This window comes from Vibrio albus, from assembly GCF_003144035.1.
In the GTDB taxonomy this organism is placed as follows: domain Bacteria; phylum Pseudomonadota; class Gammaproteobacteria; order Enterobacterales; family Vibrionaceae; genus Vibrio; species Vibrio albus.
On sequence record NZ_QFWT01000003.1, the window covers coordinates 91602 to 109344 of the forward strand.

At 45.1% G+C, this 17743-nt stretch carries 17 protein-coding genes; 12 read left to right on the forward strand and 5 right to left on the reverse strand.

Translation table 11 applies throughout. The annotated features are described in order from the left end of the window. Positions 1 to 72 precede the first annotated feature (72 nt). The 8 genes from nifU (at position 73) to DI392_RS06650 (ending at position 8066) form a co-directional block, all read left to right on the forward strand. Positions 73 to 999 (forward strand): Fe-S cluster assembly protein NifU, encoded by a 927-nt coding sequence (gene nifU, locus DI392_RS06615; RefSeq protein ID WP_109319120.1) that lies wholly within the window; start codon positions 73 to 75, stop codon positions 997 to 999. Then, positions 989 to 2215, forward strand: coding sequence for a cysteine desulfurase NifS (gene nifS / locus DI392_RS06620; protein ID WP_219930886.1), 1227 nt, complete (start codon positions 989 to 991; stop codon positions 2213 to 2215). The genes nifU and nifS overlap by 11 nt, the downstream gene beginning before the upstream one ends. A gap of 48 nt (positions 2216 to 2263) precedes the next feature. After that, positions 2264 to 3403 carry a homocitrate synthase gene (gene nifV, locus DI392_RS06625; RefSeq protein ID WP_109319121.1) on the forward strand — a complete coding sequence of 380 codons (1140 nt, stop codon included), beginning with the start codon at positions 2264 to 2266 and terminating at the stop codon, positions 3401 to 3403. Between the two features lie 56 nt (positions 3404 to 3459). Beyond that, positions 3460 to 3732: a nitrogenase-stabilizing/protective protein NifW gene (locus DI392_RS06630; protein ID WP_181388375.1), complete on the forward strand. Its 273-nt coding sequence runs from the start codon at positions 3460 to 3462 to the stop codon at positions 3730 to 3732. Between the two features lie 58 nt (positions 3733 to 3790). Continuing rightward, positions 3791 to 4267 (forward strand): nitrogen fixation protein NifZ, encoded by a 477-nt coding sequence (locus DI392_RS06635; RefSeq protein WP_109319123.1) that lies wholly within the window; start codon positions 3791 to 3793, stop codon positions 4265 to 4267. 45 nt (positions 4268 to 4312) lie between these two features. Continuing rightward, the gene (locus DI392_RS06640) at positions 4313 to 5155 is read left to right on the forward strand and encodes a peptidylprolyl isomerase (protein WP_109319124.1); all 843 of its coding nucleotides are present in this window, start codon (positions 4313 to 4315) and stop codon (positions 5153 to 5155) included. Positions 5156 to 5635: 480 nt separating this feature from the next. Further along, the gene (locus DI392_RS06645) at positions 5636 to 7780 is read left to right on the forward strand and encodes an AAA family ATPase (protein WP_109319448.1); all 2145 of its coding nucleotides are present in this window, start codon (positions 5636 to 5638) and stop codon (positions 7778 to 7780) included. After that, positions 7767 to 8066: a hypothetical protein gene (locus DI392_RS06650; protein ID WP_109319125.1), complete on the forward strand. Its 300-nt coding sequence runs from the start codon at positions 7767 to 7769 to the stop codon at positions 8064 to 8066. The genes DI392_RS06645 and DI392_RS06650 overlap by 14 nt, the downstream gene beginning before the upstream one ends. Positions 8067 to 8301: 235 nt before the next feature. Here the strand turns inward: DI392_RS06650 and DI392_RS06655 are convergent, their stop codons facing one another. The 5 genes from DI392_RS06655 to nifL all read right to left on the reverse strand — a co-directional run bounded on the left by DI392_RS06655 (position 8302) and on the right by nifL (position 13823). Beyond that, on the reverse strand, positions 8302 to 8859 hold the full coding sequence (locus DI392_RS06655) for a nitrogen fixation protein NifQ (protein ID WP_109319126.1): 558 nt from the start codon (positions 8857 to 8859) through the stop codon (positions 8302 to 8304). Positions 8860 to 8868: 9 nt separating this feature from the next. Beyond that, positions 8869 to 9126, reverse strand: a complete 258-nt coding sequence (locus DI392_RS06660) for a 4Fe-4S dicluster domain-containing protein (RefSeq protein WP_109319127.1) — start codon at positions 9124 to 9126, stop codon at positions 8869 to 8871. Next, positions 9126 to 10457 (reverse strand): nitrogenase cofactor biosynthesis protein NifB, encoded by a 1332-nt coding sequence (gene nifB, locus DI392_RS06665; RefSeq protein ID WP_109319128.1) that lies wholly within the window; start codon positions 10455 to 10457, stop codon positions 9126 to 9128. The genes DI392_RS06660 and nifB overlap by 1 nt, the downstream gene beginning before the upstream one ends. A 249-nt stretch (positions 10458 to 10706) precedes the next feature. Continuing rightward, positions 10707 to 12281, reverse strand: a complete 1575-nt coding sequence (nifA, locus tag DI392_RS06670; protein WP_109319129.1) for a nif-specific transcriptional activator NifA — start codon at positions 12279 to 12281, stop codon at positions 10707 to 10709. Between the two features lie 15 nt (positions 12282 to 12296). Beyond that, positions 12297 to 13823 carry a nitrogen fixation negative regulator NifL gene (gene nifL / locus DI392_RS06675; protein WP_109319130.1) on the reverse strand — a complete coding sequence of 509 codons (1527 nt, stop codon included), beginning with the start codon at positions 13821 to 13823 and terminating at the stop codon, positions 12297 to 12299. A 296-nt stretch (positions 13824 to 14119) separates the two neighbouring features. Between nifL and rsxA the strand changes: the two genes are divergently transcribed. Genes rsxA through DI392_RS06695 form a run of 4 tightly spaced genes read left to right on the forward strand, consistent with a single transcriptional unit; the run spans position 14120 to position 17742 of the window. Continuing rightward, positions 14120 to 14695, forward strand: a complete 576-nt coding sequence (gene rsxA / locus DI392_RS06680) for an electron transport complex subunit RsxA (protein WP_109319131.1) — start codon at positions 14120 to 14122, stop codon at positions 14693 to 14695. A 20-nt stretch (positions 14696 to 14715) separates the two neighbouring features. Beyond that, on the forward strand, positions 14716 to 15243 hold the full coding sequence (locus tag DI392_RS06685; RefSeq protein ID WP_109319132.1) for an RnfABCDGE type electron transport complex subunit B: 528 nt from the start codon (positions 14716 to 14718) through the stop codon (positions 15241 to 15243). A gap of 8 nt (positions 15244 to 15251) precedes the next feature. After that, positions 15252 to 16754 carry an electron transport complex subunit RsxC gene (gene rsxC, locus DI392_RS06690; RefSeq protein WP_219930887.1) on the forward strand — a complete coding sequence of 501 codons (1503 nt, stop codon included), beginning with the start codon at positions 15252 to 15254 and terminating at the stop codon, positions 16752 to 16754. Continuing rightward, entirely contained in the window at positions 16747 to 17742 is a 996-nt protein-coding gene (locus DI392_RS06695) for an RnfABCDGE type electron transport complex subunit D (RefSeq protein WP_109319134.1), read from the forward strand. Before rsxC ends, DI392_RS06695 begins: the two co-directional genes overlap by 8 nt. The last annotated feature ends 1 nt before the right edge of the window (position 17743 follow it).

Here is a 17743-nt window from a genome sequence, read left to right on the forward strand (position 1 = left end):
ATTCAATGAAAAGGAAGTCGAGGTCTCTGATTCTCACCCATGTCAGAGACCCTACGAAAGCAAGGAGTGCTTATGTGGGATTATTCAGAGAAAGTGAAAGAACATTTTTTTCAGCCAAGAAACGCAAAAATGTTAAGCGACGCTAACGCAAAAGGGGATGTTGGTTCTCTTAGTTGTGGCGATGCGCTGAGCCTGAGTCTAAAAATCAACCCGGAAACAGAAATCATCGAGGACGCAGGTTTTCAGACCTTCGGTTGCGGAAGTGCGATTGCATCTTCATCGGCACTGACAGAAATGATCATCGGTAAAACTCTGGATGACGCACTGAAAGTGACAAACAAAGACATCGCGGATTTTCTGGAAGGCTTGCCACCAGAAAAAATGCACTGTTCAGTGATGGGTATGGAAGCACTGCACGCTGCAGCTGCGGATTATCGTGGTGAAGAAATTGAAGACGACCATGAAGAAGGGGAGTTGATCTGTAAGTGCTTCGCTATTGATGATTTGATGATTAAGCGTGTGGTCAAGGCCAACCAGCTGACCACTCTGGAAGATGTCATCAACTACACCAAAGCGGGCGGAGCCTGTGCATCCTGCCATGAAAAAATCGAATGGGTACTGGAAGAATGTCTGACTGAAACCGAAGTGGTGGCTGAGGCGAAAGAAACGAAAACGACAGAAGAACCAAAAGTTGAAGCGGTTGAAGCGACCGGGTCGGTTCAGGATCAGATAACCATGATGAAGCGTATTAAAGTGGTGGAATCTGTATTAGATGAGATTCGTCCAGCGGTGATTGCGGATGGCGGTAATATTCAGTTAGTCGATATCGAAGATGACTTAGTCTTTGTTTCTATGTCTGGTAGCTGTAGTGGCTGCGGGCTGTCAGGACTGACCCTGGCAACGATTGAAAATAAGGTTTCCGATGCATTAGGAGTGCAGATTACCGTATTCCCGGTTCAGGGAAACAGCCATAAGAAGGAGGCTACCCATGATGCCTGATAAAGCACCCGCCAAACTTGTTTATCTGGACAATAACGCGACCACACGTATTGACCCTAAAGTGCTGGATACCATGATCCCGTTTCTGGATGAGTTCTATGGTAACCCGTCTTCTATTCACGAACTGGGCTCAACAGTGGGTAAAGCGATGGAAAAAGCCCGGGAGCAATTACAATCTCTGGTTGGCGCAGAATACAGCTCAGAAATTATTTTCACTTCTTCTGCGACGGAGGCGACAACAACGGCCATTATGTCGGCATTAGAAGCTCAGCCGGATAAGAAAGAGATTGTTACCTCAGTGGTTGAGCATCCGGCAACCTTGCAGCTTTGTCAGAATTTAGAGCGCAAAGGCTATCTGGTTCACTGGATTGGTGTCGACAATAAAGGCCGTCTGGACACAGAAGCTTACGAGAAAGCGCTGAGTGAAAATGTGGCCGTTGTCTCCATCATGTGGGCGAACAACGAAACCGGTACGGTTTTCCCGATTGAATACCTGGCTAAAAAAGCGAAGGCGGTGGGTGCGCAGTTCCATGTCGACGCAGTACAGGTAATGGGTAAATATCCGATTGATGTTAAAAGTACCGATATTGATATGCTGTCTCTGTCCGGACACAAGTTTCATGCACCGAAAGGGATTGGTGTTTTGTATCTGAAACGCGGTACGCGATTCCGTCCGTTATTGCGAGGCGGGCATCAGGAACGAGGACGTCGTGCGGGTACAGAAAATGCGGCTTCTATTATCGGCCTTGGTGTAGCAGCTGAACTGGCTCAGAAAGCGATAGTAGAAGACATGGCACGGATCGCTATGCTGCGTAATCGCCTTGAGCAGGGTATTTTGTCACGTATTCCCAATACATTTGTCACGGGTAATCCAAAAGAGCGAGTGCCGAATACCACCAATATTGCTATTGAATACATTGAAGGTGAGGCACTTCTGTTGTTGATGAATCAGGTGGGCATTGCAGCATCGTCCGGTTCTGCCTGTACGTCCGGTTCTCTGGAGCCATCCCACGTGATGAAAGCAATGGATATTCCGTTTACCGCGGCTCACGGTACACTGCGTTTTTCTTTATCGCGCTTTACCACCGATGACGATATTGACCATGTACTTGAGCAATTACCACCGATTGTAGAGCGTTTACGTATGCTTTCTCCTTACTGGGATAATGAAAAACAGCAGGGATCGGAAGCCAGCTTTACACCGGCATACGCATAGAAAAGTACTCGCAGAGTTGGGTGAGTGGGTGACACAGGGAGGTGTGTGATGACACAGGGAAAGGTCAAATCCACAACAGTGATTGTAAACGACACCACGTTGCGCGATGGTGAACAGAGTCCGGGTGTGGCTTTTACAACGGAAGAAAAAGTCAGCATTGCGCTGCAGCTTGAGGCTGCTGGCGTCCCGGAATTAGAAGTGGGTATCCCAGCGATGGGAGCCGTCGAGCAACAGACCATCTGTGCGATTACGGAAGCGTTAAGTTCCACCAAAGCGATGGCTTGGTGCCGGATGTCCGATGTAGATATTCTGAGTGCAGAAGGTTTGGGGCTGGATTGGGTGGATCTTTCTACCCCGGTTTCCAGTCAGCAAATCAGCAGCAAGCTGAAATTTACCACGCAGCAGCTTTTCAGCCACTGTGAGCGATATGTTCGTCAGGCCGTCGATAGCGGATTTGATGTATGTGTCGGAATGGAAGATGCGTCCAGAGCCGATTTGGATTTAATGATCAGGCTGGCCGAACTGGTGCAGAAGGCTGGAGCGAAGCGCCTGCGTTTTGCCGATACACTTGGCATTTTAGACCCGGTTTCCACATCCCGCTTTATCTCCGGTTTGAAAACCAATACGGATTTGCAACTGGAAATGCACGCGCATAATGACCTTGGTCTGGCAACCGCCAATACACTTGCCGCGATTGATGCCGGAGCCCACTCGGTTAACACAACGGTCAACGGCCTTGGAGAGCGGGCAGGTAATGCCGCGCTGGAAGAAATCGCCGTTGCTTTATCTGTGTTGAATAAGGCGGAAAGTGGTGTAGTGCTGAAAGCACTTCCCGAGCTGTGTAATAACGTTCTGATTGCATCCGGCCGGGCGAAATGGCCGCAAAAAGCCATCGTTGGTGATGCGGTATTCACCCATGAGTCAGGTGTGCATGTGGATGGTCTGTTAAAAGATATCAACAACTATCAGGGCTTTTCTCCGGCGATAGTCGGCCGGGAACACCAGTTTGTACTGGGGAAACATTCCGGTAACAAAGCGATTACCTCTATCTATAAAGGATTAGGGATAGATTTGAATATGCAGCAGTGTGAATTTCTGCGTGCATCGCTCAGGGTATGGGCGGAAACGAATAAATGCCTGCCAACGGCAGATGATCTTTTTGCGCTGGCGAGAAGTTTCGCTGCATAAGTCATAGCATGACCCATTCCATATATAAGCCGTCTATTGAGAAAAGGAAGCATCATATGACAGCGTTAAACATTGAAGATCAGGTCGCTGATCTGCAAAGTGCAGAAGAGTTTCTTACCTTCTTTGAAGTTAATTTTGACCCGGAACTGGTCAAAGTAAAGCGTATCCAGCTGCTACGCCTGTTCAACCATATTTTGAGCTCTTTTTCCCAGCCAATACAACATCAGGATTACCGCAAGGCATTAAGAGTTGCTTACCGACAACTGGAGAACGGTAATGAACTGGCGTTTAAACCATCAGACTGTCAGGGATGCAGTGATTGTGATTAAGCCTGTTGTTTACGCAAAGGATAAGCCTGAAACCAAATAAGTTGGCAAGGAGTGATATATGGATGTATTTAATGCCCGCTTTCCGACCGGAAGTGAAGTAAGAGTCGTCAGGAATGTACGTAATGACGGCAGCTTTTCCGGTAAAGAAAAAGGCGATCTACTCATTGAGGCCGGAGAAACCGGTATTGTTCGCAGCTCTGGGTATTTTCTCCAGAATCAGGTTATCTACGAAGTATTCTTTCCTGAACGTAACCGTATTATCGGGGTTCGTGATACGGAAGTGATTGATGCCAGTCTGGAATGGATCCCTTGCCTATTCCGTTCTCTGGATAAAGCCTACCTGACTCTTGCGTTAAAAATGAAAGGGGAAATCATTGCGGTAAAGGGTGACATCGTTGAAGTACAGAGAGTCTACCGCGATTTGGAAACCGGAAAGCTCGATTATGAAATCGAGGTGGCCGGCCATCTGGTTAAACTGGATTCAAGAGCATTAAGAGAAATAGAAGCTGAGCCTGAAACGGCAGCAAGCCTTTAAATCACGCCTTAAATAAATAATTATCTGAATATCGTCGGAGGATGTATGGACGAACAGAAAAGACGTTATCTGACCATCAAGCTTGCTACTGAGAAGTTTAAGCTCAATCCTGAGTATCTTTCGAGCATACAGAAAGCCGGGATCGAAGAAGAAGTCATCAAATTATATCAGTTACAGAGTCGTATACTGGCCTCACAGGAGGCTAAGCAGGTGAACGTAACCAGAAAGGAGCTGGATGAGGCTTATCAAAGCTGTATCGATCAGTATGAATCTAAAGATGAATTTTACCAGTCGCTTAAAAATCAGGGGCTAACGGTAGAAGGGCTGAAATATGCACTGAAAGATGAGCTGTATTGTGATGCCGTATTAGACTATGTATCACAAGACATTCCACCTCTTGATAAACAACAAGCACTGGATTACTACGAAAAAAACAAACTTGAATTTTCCAGAGCGAAAACCTGGAACCTGAGCCAGATACTTATCACTATTAATGATGAGTTTGAAGAAAATACCAGAGAGAATGCACTGGCAAAAATAAAAGAAGTACGCGAAATGACCGAGTCAGAGCCGTTTTCTGATCTTGCGGTTCGATACTCTGAGTGCCCCAGTGCGGTTGAAAATGGGTATCTGGGCTGGTGTGAGGAGGGGAAACTCTACTCTGAAATCACCTCCGCGCTGTATCACTTACCTAAAGAACAGGTGAGTGAGCCGATCGAAACAGAAGTCGGTTTTCACCTTATCGTCTGGCATGACGAAAAACCACCTTATATGGCCCCATTTGAAGAAGCATGGCCATTTCTGCAGGAGAAGCATAATACGCGGGCGAAGCAGTATTTGCAGAGACAGTGGATAGCTCAACTAATTTCTCACCCGGTGCAGAGCTAATCACCTTAATTCAGTTAGAATGATATCTCTTTGAATTTTACGGTAATGACCACCACGCTAACATGAGTTGTGGTGGTTTTAGTTTATCCGCTATCCACGCCTGGCCAGAAAATGGCTCCAAAGGTAAACGCTTCCTTCAGATCAACCGCTACATAATAGGCGGCGATGTAACCGGGCCTAAATTTACCTCAAATTCCGCTGAGAGTTATGTTTAGGGAATAACTCATTTCTGGACAGAACAAGTTAGTGATCTTGCTACATTTGCAAGGTATACATTAATTCAAGTATTGAAAACTTCGATAGGCAAGAGTCAATACCTGACTCTCACTAACCTCGATTCATAAGTGGCCGTACAATGGTCTAATAGTTTTAATAAACTTGTTGCTTATCATTGAACCAACCAATAAAAGCTTGCACTATTGATCAAATCGAGGGGCTAGGAACCTCATTTGTTCACTGGTGAATGATAGGCGGGATATCGTGAAGATAGATATACATGTTCATACAAGAAAAACTAAGCAGGGTGATGCCACAACAAGAGAGGTTTCTCCAGAGGATTTTTCCAGAATAGTTCAATCAACAGACGTAAAGATACTCGCAATTACTAACCACAATGTATTCGATTTAGAGCAGTTTAACCAAATGGAAGAAAAACTTGATGGTGCTGCTCAAATTTGGCCTGGTATTGAATTAGATGTACTAGATGACGGAAGAAGATCTCATTTGATTGTGGTTGTATCTCCCCAAAATAGAGATAAGTTTTCAGAAGTAGTCAATCATGTAACTGAAGGGAAAACACCAGATAACTTTGTAATTTCGATTGAAGATACAGTTAAGTTTTTTGACGAACTTGCTCCCCTATACGTAGCTCATTATATGGGGAAAAAGCCAGATATGAGCGAAGAAACTATAGGAAAACTCTTAGCTGGAGGCGTTAACCCTAAACGAGTAATAAAAGAAGCTACAAATAGTATCTCCGCTGGTATATTCATAGCACATGGTCATTCTTCACTGTATGGCTCTGATATTCAGAACTGGAACAAATATACGGAAGAAGCTAAGAGTTTACCTGAGTTGAGACTATCAGTAGACAGTTTTGAACACTTCTGTCTTTTACTTGAGAAGGATGTTTCAACCATAGACACCGCAATACAAAGAAAAAACTCTGAAGAATTGACACTAATTCCCTTCGAAGATGAAACTAAAGTTAAAATAAGAGTTTTTAATGATATCAATATAATATTTGGTCCTAAAGGAACAGGGAAAACAAAGATACTTAAATCTATAGCTAAGCATTACTCAAATCGCGGTGTCAAAGCATCTTTATTTGAATCTGCTCCTGATAAACTGGCTGATAGGTTTGATATAAAAGGAGAGAATGTTAAAAGTATTATTGATCTTAGTGAAGTCGATTGTTGTAGCGAGGAAATAAATAGAATAAAAAAGGCGAAAGAAACAGATGTAACAAGCCTTAATAAATATGTTGAATTTTTTAACTCTGAAAATAAAAATAAAAATGCTAAGAAAATGAAGGTCAAAGACCTTCCTAAGTTAACCTCTGAAAATTCTGATAGTAAATTCAATGAATACCAAGATGCTTACAAAAAAATACAAGATATGTTGGTTTTCTTAAAACAGAATGGTCCTGTCAATGAAGTGACAAATGAACAAGAACGTACTCAGTTGAGAGAAAGTTTAAACTACGTTTCATCCAAGTTAAGTGAAGGGGCTTGGGAACTCTACTCTGATTGGAAAAGCTCACAACTTACGGACAGTATCTCAAAGCGATTTCGTGAAGAAGTTACTCGCAAAACGGGTGAAAGAAGTAAGCCCAGTGGAACGGGTTTTAAAGAGTTTGCGAGCAATAGAATAAACATAGAAAAAGATGCTAGGAAGATACTTCGTAATATTGGGAAAAACATTAAAGATGAAGTAGAAAAAGTTGGAATGCTTGGTCCTGAAAAAGGTGAACTTAAGTGCGTAACTAGCTTTAAATTTCAACAAGGAGACATTCATGATGCTAAGTATCTATCGATAACTAGCATGAGGAAGACAGATCAAAAAGAATTCATTCAAATAATCAAAGATGTTAAAGGAAAATCTACTTCAGATGATCTCTTTGATTCAATTACTCAATTAAATGAGATTCCCGACATCGATAAAATTAAAAGTCTTTCTGACTTACTACTGTTTTGGCGTAGATTTTCCTTACAGGGAGAACAATATTCACCCTCAAATGGTGAATGTTCTATGCTAAATCTACATAATGAATTAGATGAAGAAAAAGAAATATATATATTAGATGAGCCAGAAAGAAGCTTAGGTAATGAATATATTAACGATGTAATTATTCCTTTGATTAATGATAAAGCAGTTCAAGGTAAAATAGTAGTTATATCGACTCATGATGCTAATGTTGCTGTTAGAACATTACCTTACAATTCAATTTATAGGTGTCATGATATCGATGGCTATGCCACTTATGTGGGGAACCCATTCTCTAATAGCCTTGTACATGCAGTTGACGAAGGTAAAATTTTAGATTGGAAGAAAATTAGCATGAAAACTCTAGAGGGCGGACAGAGTGCATTTGGTGAGCGAGGAAAAATATATGGACAAAATTAAAGCAGGTCTCAGAAAAGAAGAAGAAAAGTACTTTATTGATATTTTCTTTGATACGACTATATCTATTCCTATTTCAGACGATGATCACAACGAGGTGAAGTCCGCATTCAATTTGTTAATCGAACAACTGAAGGCCAGAGTGTTTTCAATTGAGCTAAATGAGGTAGATAAAGACTTATTTTATCATGTAGCAGTAGAGTATATTGAACAATTGAATAGTGAACTGCTTAGTGTGCATCAAGAGATGGAGTATTACGGCTTTTTGAACGATGCACCACAAGAATAATAGGGAAGTTACTAGGGGCAGGTTTTGCTTTTTTTGCCCCCCCATTAGCTCATGTAATCAAAAATCAGAATTCTATTATTCCTCCTGATACCGATTGTAACTCATTTAGGGGCAGAACCATGTTAGCAGAGATAATGGCGACACATTACAGGCCGACTATGAGCCAAATACACATTTCCACGCAGGAGCGTGGAAATGAGGGTAGTGGTGCTAATGGTGCGGTGAAACAAAGCCTCTAATCAGTGACAGTGTAACACTCACTATAGCTGCTGCACTCTTCACAGCTTGGTGCCCGGCATACGTAATCCCCGCCTGATTCACACAATTGTTTGTAGAAAAAACGCTTCCAGCGCATATTGTGGACATTTTTTCCGTGCAGGGCAGGAAAGTAGTAGCGGATCATTTCGCTCAGAACGGGCCTTTCGGGCAGGCCAAGATCAGACCAGAGGTGAGAAGAGCCCATGCAGGCGCAACTCATTACTCGAACGGCCAGGTTCGCATAGAAACTGTCTTTGTTAATGCTCTCTGTCAGTAGCTGGCTCAACTGAGCAATTTCATCTTCCCTGAGCTGGATCAGGTCACCGAACAGATGCTGTTTAGCGGTGTACTGGTCCAGAATTTGTGAGGAACACGGGTGTCCGTTTAGCGAAAAGCCAATCTTGTGCAACTGGGTAATCAGATCAGAAAATTCATTTCGACTCAGCCCCAGGAAAGGGGGCAGAGTCGTTTGATCCGCACAATAGGCAGTGATGATGTGTTGCCAGAATCTTAACAGTTCGTCACGTCTGCCCATAACTATTCCTTAAGCCTCAGGTTGAATACCGGTCAGACTGCCCAGAGGGTTAACCGGAATGTTGACTTCGTTTACAATCGCCTCTTCTATCGGACAAATGCTGGCACACTGAGGGTCATCATAGGTTCCTTCACAGCCAGTACAGCGTTTGCTATGGATTTGAAACAGCGGGCCTTCCTGCGCTTCGGTTTTATAAACGGCACTGCTTGGGCAAACGGTTTGGCAGGCATGACAGCCGGTACACTTATCGGTAATCGTATATTTCATCAAGCTGTCTCCTTATGCGCTTTGGCTGTGGCTAAAATGGCCTGACGGCGATTCGCAATTTCATTCAGAGCGTGTTCGACAGTCTGAAAAGCGAAGTCCACATTTGGTGTGACACCCGCTTTTTCCAGCTTTCTCCACGGGGAGATACCCATTCTTGAGCACAACAGCTCGTCACAATCGGCAACACTGTCAATCAATAGCTGCTTGAACTCTTCATCATCAATACACTCGCTAGAGCCGGAACAGTATTTAGAAGCCACACGGGTTTCTTTGTGAATAAACGTATTATCTTCAGCGGAATAGTGATAAATACTAAACTGATCAGCGTGACCAAAATGGGTCTGAATCAGGTCAAGGCCACTGTCAGCCGTATTGGCTACGGCAACCTTATAAGTGGCATCGCAGCTGTCTGAGTCACTGGTACTGGATGAGCATCCGCCATCTAACGTACCGACTGCATCCGCACGGCACTGTTGACAGTGGGTCATCTGAGCCATATTGCTTCCGGATTGAACCCGTGCCGTATTCAACTCTTCATCGGTAGGTCCCCGTTGTCCGGTAAGGCCGAAGTAGGTACCGTGCTCAGCTTCAGAGATAAGCGGCATAATGTTGTGCAGCATCGCCCCGCGGCGGTTCACCGCTTCTGAAACGGTTTCAATATGGTGATCATTGACTCCGGGGATGAGTACCGTGTTCACTTTCACCAGCAAACCGGCCTCTGACGCAGCGGCAAGCCCGTCTAGTTGACGGCTGATAAGTGTTTCCGCTGCTTCTATGCCACGTAAGCGTTTGTTATTGAAAAATACCCACGGATAAATTTTGGCCCCGATTTCAGGGTCGATACAGTTAATGGTGATCGTCAGGTGATTCACACCGACTTCAACCAGCTCATCAATATAGTCGACCAGTGCCAGCCCGTTGGTAGAGATACACAGTTGTGCCTCTGGATCTTCGGCTTTGATCAGCTTCAGCGAAGCAAAGGTAGCCTTAGGGTTAGCCAGTGCATCACCGGGACCGGCAATGCCGACCACAGACAGGTTCGGTACCCGTTTTTTAACGGCACGGAAATGTTTCAGAGCGCCATTAGGGTCAACCAGGTTGGACACCACGCCCGGGCGCGACTCGTTACTGCAATCGTACTTACGGTTACAGTAGTTACACTGGATGTTACATGCCGGTGCTACCGGTAAATGCATTCGTGCATATTTGTGTGCATTCTTCGAATAACAGGGATGCTGGGCGATTTTTTCCTGCACTTCCTTACGGAAAAAATGACTGACTTTTGCGGCATCTTCTCCCTCTATTGCAGAGGTGCTTTTTTTGGTATCCATTGACTACCTCGTCCTTAAGGTTTCCATCTATGAAGTGAAAGGTTGCAAAGACTATTCCTGCTTGTGTGTATTTAAAATCAATGGGTTATGATATTTTGTCGGTTTTGGAATAGTGACAATTGTCACAAAGTGGACAAATTATCCGGTTGTACTGTGGTGTAATGTAGATTTGCTATGGTGAATATAATAACCCCTCCTGATACCAGATGGTCAGGAGGGGCGGATGGTTAAAAAACGGGTTAGTCGGTTTTAAATCTGTTTCATTTCTATGTTCATTACCTGTATCCGGTAGGCGATCTGACGTGGGGTCATATTCAGCAGTCGGGCGGCTTTGGCTTTTACCCAGCCGGACTGCTCAAGTGCATTGATAACAGCCTGACGTTCGTCGTTCGCCCGGGTTTCTTTGGAAATCGGCTCGCTGACCGTTTTTGCCGGTGTGTTCATCATCGGCGCTTTTACCTGTGGAGTGGTCGGCTCAAACTGTGGGAATGAAATCAGATCGGGTGTAATAAGACCAGACTCACTTAATACAGCCGCACGCTCAAGCGTGTTTTCCAACTCGCGGACATTGCCCGGCCATGGATAGCTCATCATAGTACGTAAGGCATCATCATTGATGGATAATTTACGCTGCTGTTTTTTGCCCAGATTGGCCAGCATAAACTCGGTCAGATCTGGGATATCCTGAATACGTTCACGCAAAGCAGGCAGATACATAGGCATCACATTCAGTCGGTAATAAAGGTCTTCCCGGAAATTACCTTCATTCACTTCCTCTTCCAGGTTTCGGTTCGTTGCCGCGATAATGCGCACATCGACAGAAATGGTGTCGGTGCCACCAACGCGTTCAAACTCTTTCTCCTGAAGTACCCGCAGAAGCTTGGCCTGAAAGGCCGGACTGGTTTCACCAATCTCATCGAGGAAGATAGTACCGTTATGAGCCATTTCGAAGCGGCCTTTACGCTGTTTTACTGCGCCGGTGAAAGCGCCTTTTTCATGGCCGAACAGTTCGGATTCCAGCAGGTTGTCCGGCAGGGCGGCACAGTTAAGTTTTACAAAGGTATTGTTGGCCCGGGGAGAATTGTAATGGATTGCATTGGCAATCAGCTCTTTACCCGTACCGGATTCACCGCGTACCAGAACGGTGGAATCCCAGCGGGATACCAGCCGGATCTGGTCGAAAACCTGACGCATTGGCTTGGTGTGGCCGACAAGGTTGTCAAAACTGTAGTTGTTTCTGACTTTTCTTCTCAGGCCGTCCCTTTCATTAACCAGCTGTTTTTCTTTTGTTTTCACCTGATAGGCAAGCTGGAGATTTTTTGCTATCAGGTTTGCGATCATCTCAAGAAATTTATTGAGTACGGTAATTTCCTGATCGGAGCTATTAGACGGTTGAGCCGACAGGGCACCGATGATTCGCGATGATGAGTCTTTTAATGGTACGCAGATAAAGGGCTTATCGTAGTCATACAAGGCGAGCTTATCGGCAAAGCGCATATCGTCACCCAGGTTGCGGATAACGATAGAATGCCCCCGGTTCATCACCTCACCGATGATACCTTCGCCGGCTTTGTAGGTAATTTGCTTCTCTTCGGATGCATTGCCCGGAATCGGGGAATGGACGGACTTCACTAGCATGATGTCCCGCTCCGTATCCCGTATAGCGAGCATCCCGCACAGCAGATTGCATTCATCGTGCAGGATTTTTAAAACCTGATTGGTGGAACTAGCGTAATCGAGGCTGACGTTGAGCTGACTACTGATCTTGTACATCGCAGCCAGAAGTTGGCGCTCAAGGTCAACGATAGAATATTCAACTGACATAACAAACCTGCTTAATTAACTGTATTTCGGAAAAGTAAGAGTAATGCGGGCACCGCTGGACAGGGTGCTGTCTCCGACGTCGATCGTTCCGGAATGTTCATTAATCACTTGCTGTACAATGGCTAGCCCAATCCCCCGGCATCCGGAAGAGTATTTGGGTTTGGTACTGTAAAATGGCTGGAATATTTTCAGCCTTACGTCGGGATCCACACCATTTCCGCTGTCATCAATAATGATAGAAATATCTTCCTCGGTTTCCTTTGTGGATATCAGGACAGTCCGGGCGTTATTTCTAGATGACTGAATGGCATCAACAGCATTATCAATCAGCTGTTTTAACGCCAGCAGAAGTCGGTTTGGTTTTCCATTAATCGAAGGAAGTGTGGCCGTTAGCTGGAGCTCGAGATCAACCGATGCCGTCAGGAGCTGATCGGTACTGATCGTGGTCGCATCCCGGACAACCTGATTCAGGTTCACTGGCTGGAAAGCTTCATCGTCTCTTTCCGGAATGGCTTGTTTGATTTCATCCAGAGCGCCAATAGCATTACTCATGGCTTCATCCATAGCGAACAGGCCGGGGCATGAATTATTCCGCTTCTTCAATATGTTGATCGCAGATTCAATCATATTGAAAGGGCCCTGTAACTGATGCAGTGTCGCCATCATGGCTTCTTGCATAGAGTGAACATATTTGTTGTCACTCGCCATTAACTTGATGGTATTAATTCTTCGTTCTTCGATGTACTGTCTTTCTTTGGTCCGCTCAATGATACCAACCACGGTGTAATACTCGTCAGTTGGCTGAAAGTAAGCTTCAGCCGCGGTATCGGTCACCGGAATTCTGGCCAGGGCGTAGTCAAACCAGCGATCAATCTCTGAACCAGGGGTTTTTACATGTATACCCTTATATTTACGCTGTTTTTCTTCCATAAAGCGTTCAATGGTTCTATATCCATAGCTGGAAGATAAATAATCAGACAGTAATTCTATCGGAGATTGATGAATATCCTCGGAAAGCCCTTCAAATAACTGGTTTTTAAATAAAACGTTATTCTGATTGTTTATTAATGCAATAGCGATTGGTGCTGAGTTTAATACGGCTTCAAACATAGCAGACTGGTTTTTTTGGTGAGTCTGAAGTTGAACTTTCTCTGTTATATCTTTATGAATAGCATAATAAAATATCTCGCCATTTTCATTGGAGAATCTTGAGATAGAGATTTCCGCAATGTATAACGCGCCATTTTTCCTTTTATTGATTAGCTGTCCTTGCCAGTGTTCCCCCTTTGTTATTGTGGCCCACAGGTTTTCATAGACACTCTTAGGTGTGGTTTTATAAGAGAGTAGGGAGCTGTTTTTTCCCTGCAATTCTTCTTCTGAGTATCCGGTGATATCAGAGAAATATTTATTCGCCAGAAGAATATTTCCCCGGTGGTCTGTAATAGTTACAGCAATAGGTGCGTTAAGTAAAATCTGTTTATAGGTGTCACTACCAAAATTATATTCTGTGGCATCTATTTCTAAGCTATCCAGTTGCTTCATACCTGTCTTCCTTGTTATTCACAACATAACATCAATGTCTATGCATTAATTATTCCATGCTTTTAGTAAGGGGTTATTGGGCGGTTAATCTTTGGCTGATGTTTGATATAGAACAATTGACAGTAAAAAAACGAGGATTGTCTGCTTTGTGACAACGGTCACTCTTTACCAAAGCGTGACCTATTTCGGTGCTTCCCTTGTGAATAAAGGCCTCGTACGTACTTTTCTGGTGCATCGCCTTGCTGGCACAGGCTATGCAGAGCACATTACAAATGAATCGATCAAGGATGGTTGTGATGTCGGAAGGTTTACTCATATTACTGAGTGCCTCATTAGTAAACAATGTGGTACTCGCAAAGTTTTTAGGACTGTGTCCCTTCATGGGGGTATCCAGCAAGATAGGCAGTGCCCTCGGGATGGGGATTGCCACGACTTTTGTATTAACCATGGCTGCGATAGCGACCTGGTTACTGGAATTTTTTGTTCTTAAGCCTCTTGGACTTGAATTTATGCGAATCCTTGCGTTTATTCTGGTTATTGCGGCTGTGGTACAGCTGACAGAGCTGTATGTGAAAAAACACGATCCAACTCTTTATCAGTCTCTTGGTGTTTTTCTTCCACTGATTACTACCAACTGCGCTGTCTTAGGCGTGGCCCTCCTGGCCGTTCAGGAGGGTCTTTCTTTTTTCAATACCGTTATGTTTAGCCTTGGGTCAGCACTGGGTTTCACTCTGGTTATTGTTCTGTTCGCAGGCTTAAGAAGTCAGTTGACTCTGAATCGGGTTCCGGAAGCGCTGAAAGGTACACCAATCGCTTTTATTACTGCTGGATTACTGTCGATGGCTTTTATGGGCTTCGCAGGCATCGTATAACCGACTGAGCAGGAGGAGTTATGATTTCAGTTATTTTCTTTGTTGTATTAGGGGCTCTACTTGGCGCAGCCCTTGGGTATGCCGCCAAAGTTTTCAAAGTAGAAAGCAACCCGATAGTCGACCAAATCGAATCCCTGATGCCTGGTGGTCAGTGTGGTCAGTGTGGCGAGGCTGGCTGTCGACAGGCAGCGGAAGCAATGGCCCGTGGCGAATTGGCCCCGACGTCTTGTCCACCAGGAGGATCGGCTCTGTCTACTGCGGTCGCTGAGCTTCTTGGCGTCTCTCTGGAAATGGGAGAAGAGGATGTCCAGTGGGTAGCCAAAATTGAGGAAGCACAATGCTCAGGCTGTGGCCGTTGTTATAAAGCGTGTCCTTTTGATGCCATTGTTGGTGCATCCAAGCAGATACATACCGTGATTAGCGATGTATGTACCGGGTGTAAGCTCTGTTCTAAAGCGTGTCCGCAGGATTGCCTGACCGTTGAACAGGTAGAGCCGGATGTCAGTATCTGGTATTGGCCTAAGCCTAAACAAGAATTAGCCAGTTAGGGAGGCAGATGATGCAGACTGTATTCAGCCGTCCGTTCAGGGGCGGTATTCACCCGAAAACTTATAAATCTCTGACCAGTGACAATGATATCGTTAAAAGCTTCTGGCCTCGTAACGTTTACCTTTCACTGCAGCTGAGAAATGGCGCTTTACTAAAACCTGAGGTTAAAGTGGGTGATCAGGTAACAAGGGGGCAATTGGTCGCGGTAGGGCGTTCCAATATGATAGCCCCAATCCACTCACCGGTGAATGGCATTGTAACGGGTATTACCGAGCACCTGACGTCTCACCCGTCTAAAGCAAAATGCGAGACGATTATTATCCGTGCCAATCAGGATAAATCCTGGGGAACCAATTTTAACCACGGTAACTTTTATGGATTTGAACCGGATGAAATTATCCAGAAAATTCAGGATGCCGGTATTGTCGGACTGGGTGGTGCAGGTTTCCCGACAGCTGCGAAGCTACGTTTTGCTCGTCAGGGAGGCGTGGAGACTCTGGTTATCAACGGCGGGGAATGTGAGCCTTATCTGACCTGTGATGACCTTGCTATGCAGGAATATGCTGCTGAGGTGATTGCGGGTATTCGTCTGATGTTAAAAGCGTCCGCAGCGAAACAAGCCATTATTGGTATTGAGGATAACAAGGCTGAAGCGTTGAATGAGTTAACCTCGGCAGCCTCTGAAGATGACAACATTAAGGTCATGAGTGTACCGAGCATTTATCCAATGGGTTCAGAACGCCACCTGATAAAAGCAGTAACCGGTGAGACTGTGCCTCTGGGTAAGCTCTCAACCAGTATTGGTATTCTTGTTCATAATATCGCGACAGCACGAGCGGTTTATCATGCTGTTCGTTTTAATCAACCGCTGGTGTCCCGTCTTATTACTGTGTCAGGTAAAGGTATTACTTCCCCTGCGAATATCGAAGTGCCAATTGGTACGCCGGTGAATGAGATTATCGAATTCTGTGGTGGCTTTAGTGACGATACTGAACGTCTGATCTTCGGTGGACCGATGATGGGACAGGTCATTACTTCTCCGCATGTTCCTATCGACAAATGTGTCGGCGGGATCCTTGCTCTGACTGAGTCGGAAGTAAAAGAGCGTCCTCATCAGGAATGTATTCGTTGTGGCCAGTGTGTCCGAGCCTGCCCAATGGGCTTAATGCCATTCCAGATGGCGGCATATAGCCGAATCTCGGATTTCAAAGCAGCAGAAGACCTGGGTGTGAATCATTGTCTTTCCTGCGGTGCCTGTAGTTATGTTTGTCCTTCAAGTCTTCCTCTTGTGCAGTATTTCCAGCACGCCAAAGGGTCGATCAATGCGAACAAGATGAAAGAGAAGCGATCTTCTCAGGCGAAGATACTGACAGAAGCAAGGAAAGAGCGTCTCTTGAAAGAAGCTGAAGCTAAGCGAGCAGCGAAAGCGGCAAAAGCAGCCAAACGTGGCAAGCGCGCTCCGAGAGAGTCAGCCAGAAGTCGTAGAGCCAAGGAGGCTGTAAATGATTAATTATAGTTCGGCCATGGGACCTTTTTCCCATAGCGAGAATACCAGTGTACGGATTATGTATACCGTGGTGTTAACGCTGGTTCCAGCCATGGCATTTGGTGTTTATCAGTTTGGCCTGAATACACTGTATGTGCTGTTGCTGACAGCGGTTGCCGCCATGCTGAGTGAATATATCTGCCTGAAAATAATGGGCAGAAATGCAAAAGCATGTCTGGACGGCTCTGCATTACTGACAGGGTTGTTGCTGGCGATGAGTCTGCCACCAACGGCACCATTATGGATGAGTGCGTTTGGGGCCGTGTTTGCCATTGTTGTAGGTAAACAAATCTACGGTGGGTTAGGGCAGAACCTGTTTAACCCGGCGATGCTGGCTAGGGTTATGCTGCTCATCTGTTTCCCGGTAGAAATGACTAACTGGTCTGCTCCGGCACCTATTGATTTTGCTGGTAACCAGGTCAATGTTCCTGACCAATGGCTTCAGTTCGATGGTGTGACTTCGGCAACATCATTAAGCGGAGTGGTTGATGAGTCGACAAAAGCACTTTCCCTCTTCTTTGGTTCTCATGCGGGTAGCCTTGGGGAAACCAGTGCTCTGTTTATCCTTTTAGGTGGTATTTACCTTATCTATAAAGGGATTGTTAACTGGGTTATTCCTGTGGCATTCCTGTGTGGGATAGGAATACCGGCGGCGATCAGTTCATTCGTTAACCCGTCAGAATTTTTACCATTGACTACCCACTTGTTTAGTGGTGCTGCAATGTTAGGCGCTTTTTATATTGCTACCGATTTGGTGACCTCACCAACCAGCCTTAAGGGACAGCTAGTTTATGGTGCTGCATGTGGGTTGATCGTCTGGCTGATCCGTAGTTTCGGCAGTTATCCGGAAGGGGTTGCATTTGCCGTGTTGATCATGAACTCTGCCAGTCCGTTGATCGACCACTATTTACGACCAGACATCTTTGGTAGCCGTTCTGTAGTGGAGAAATAAT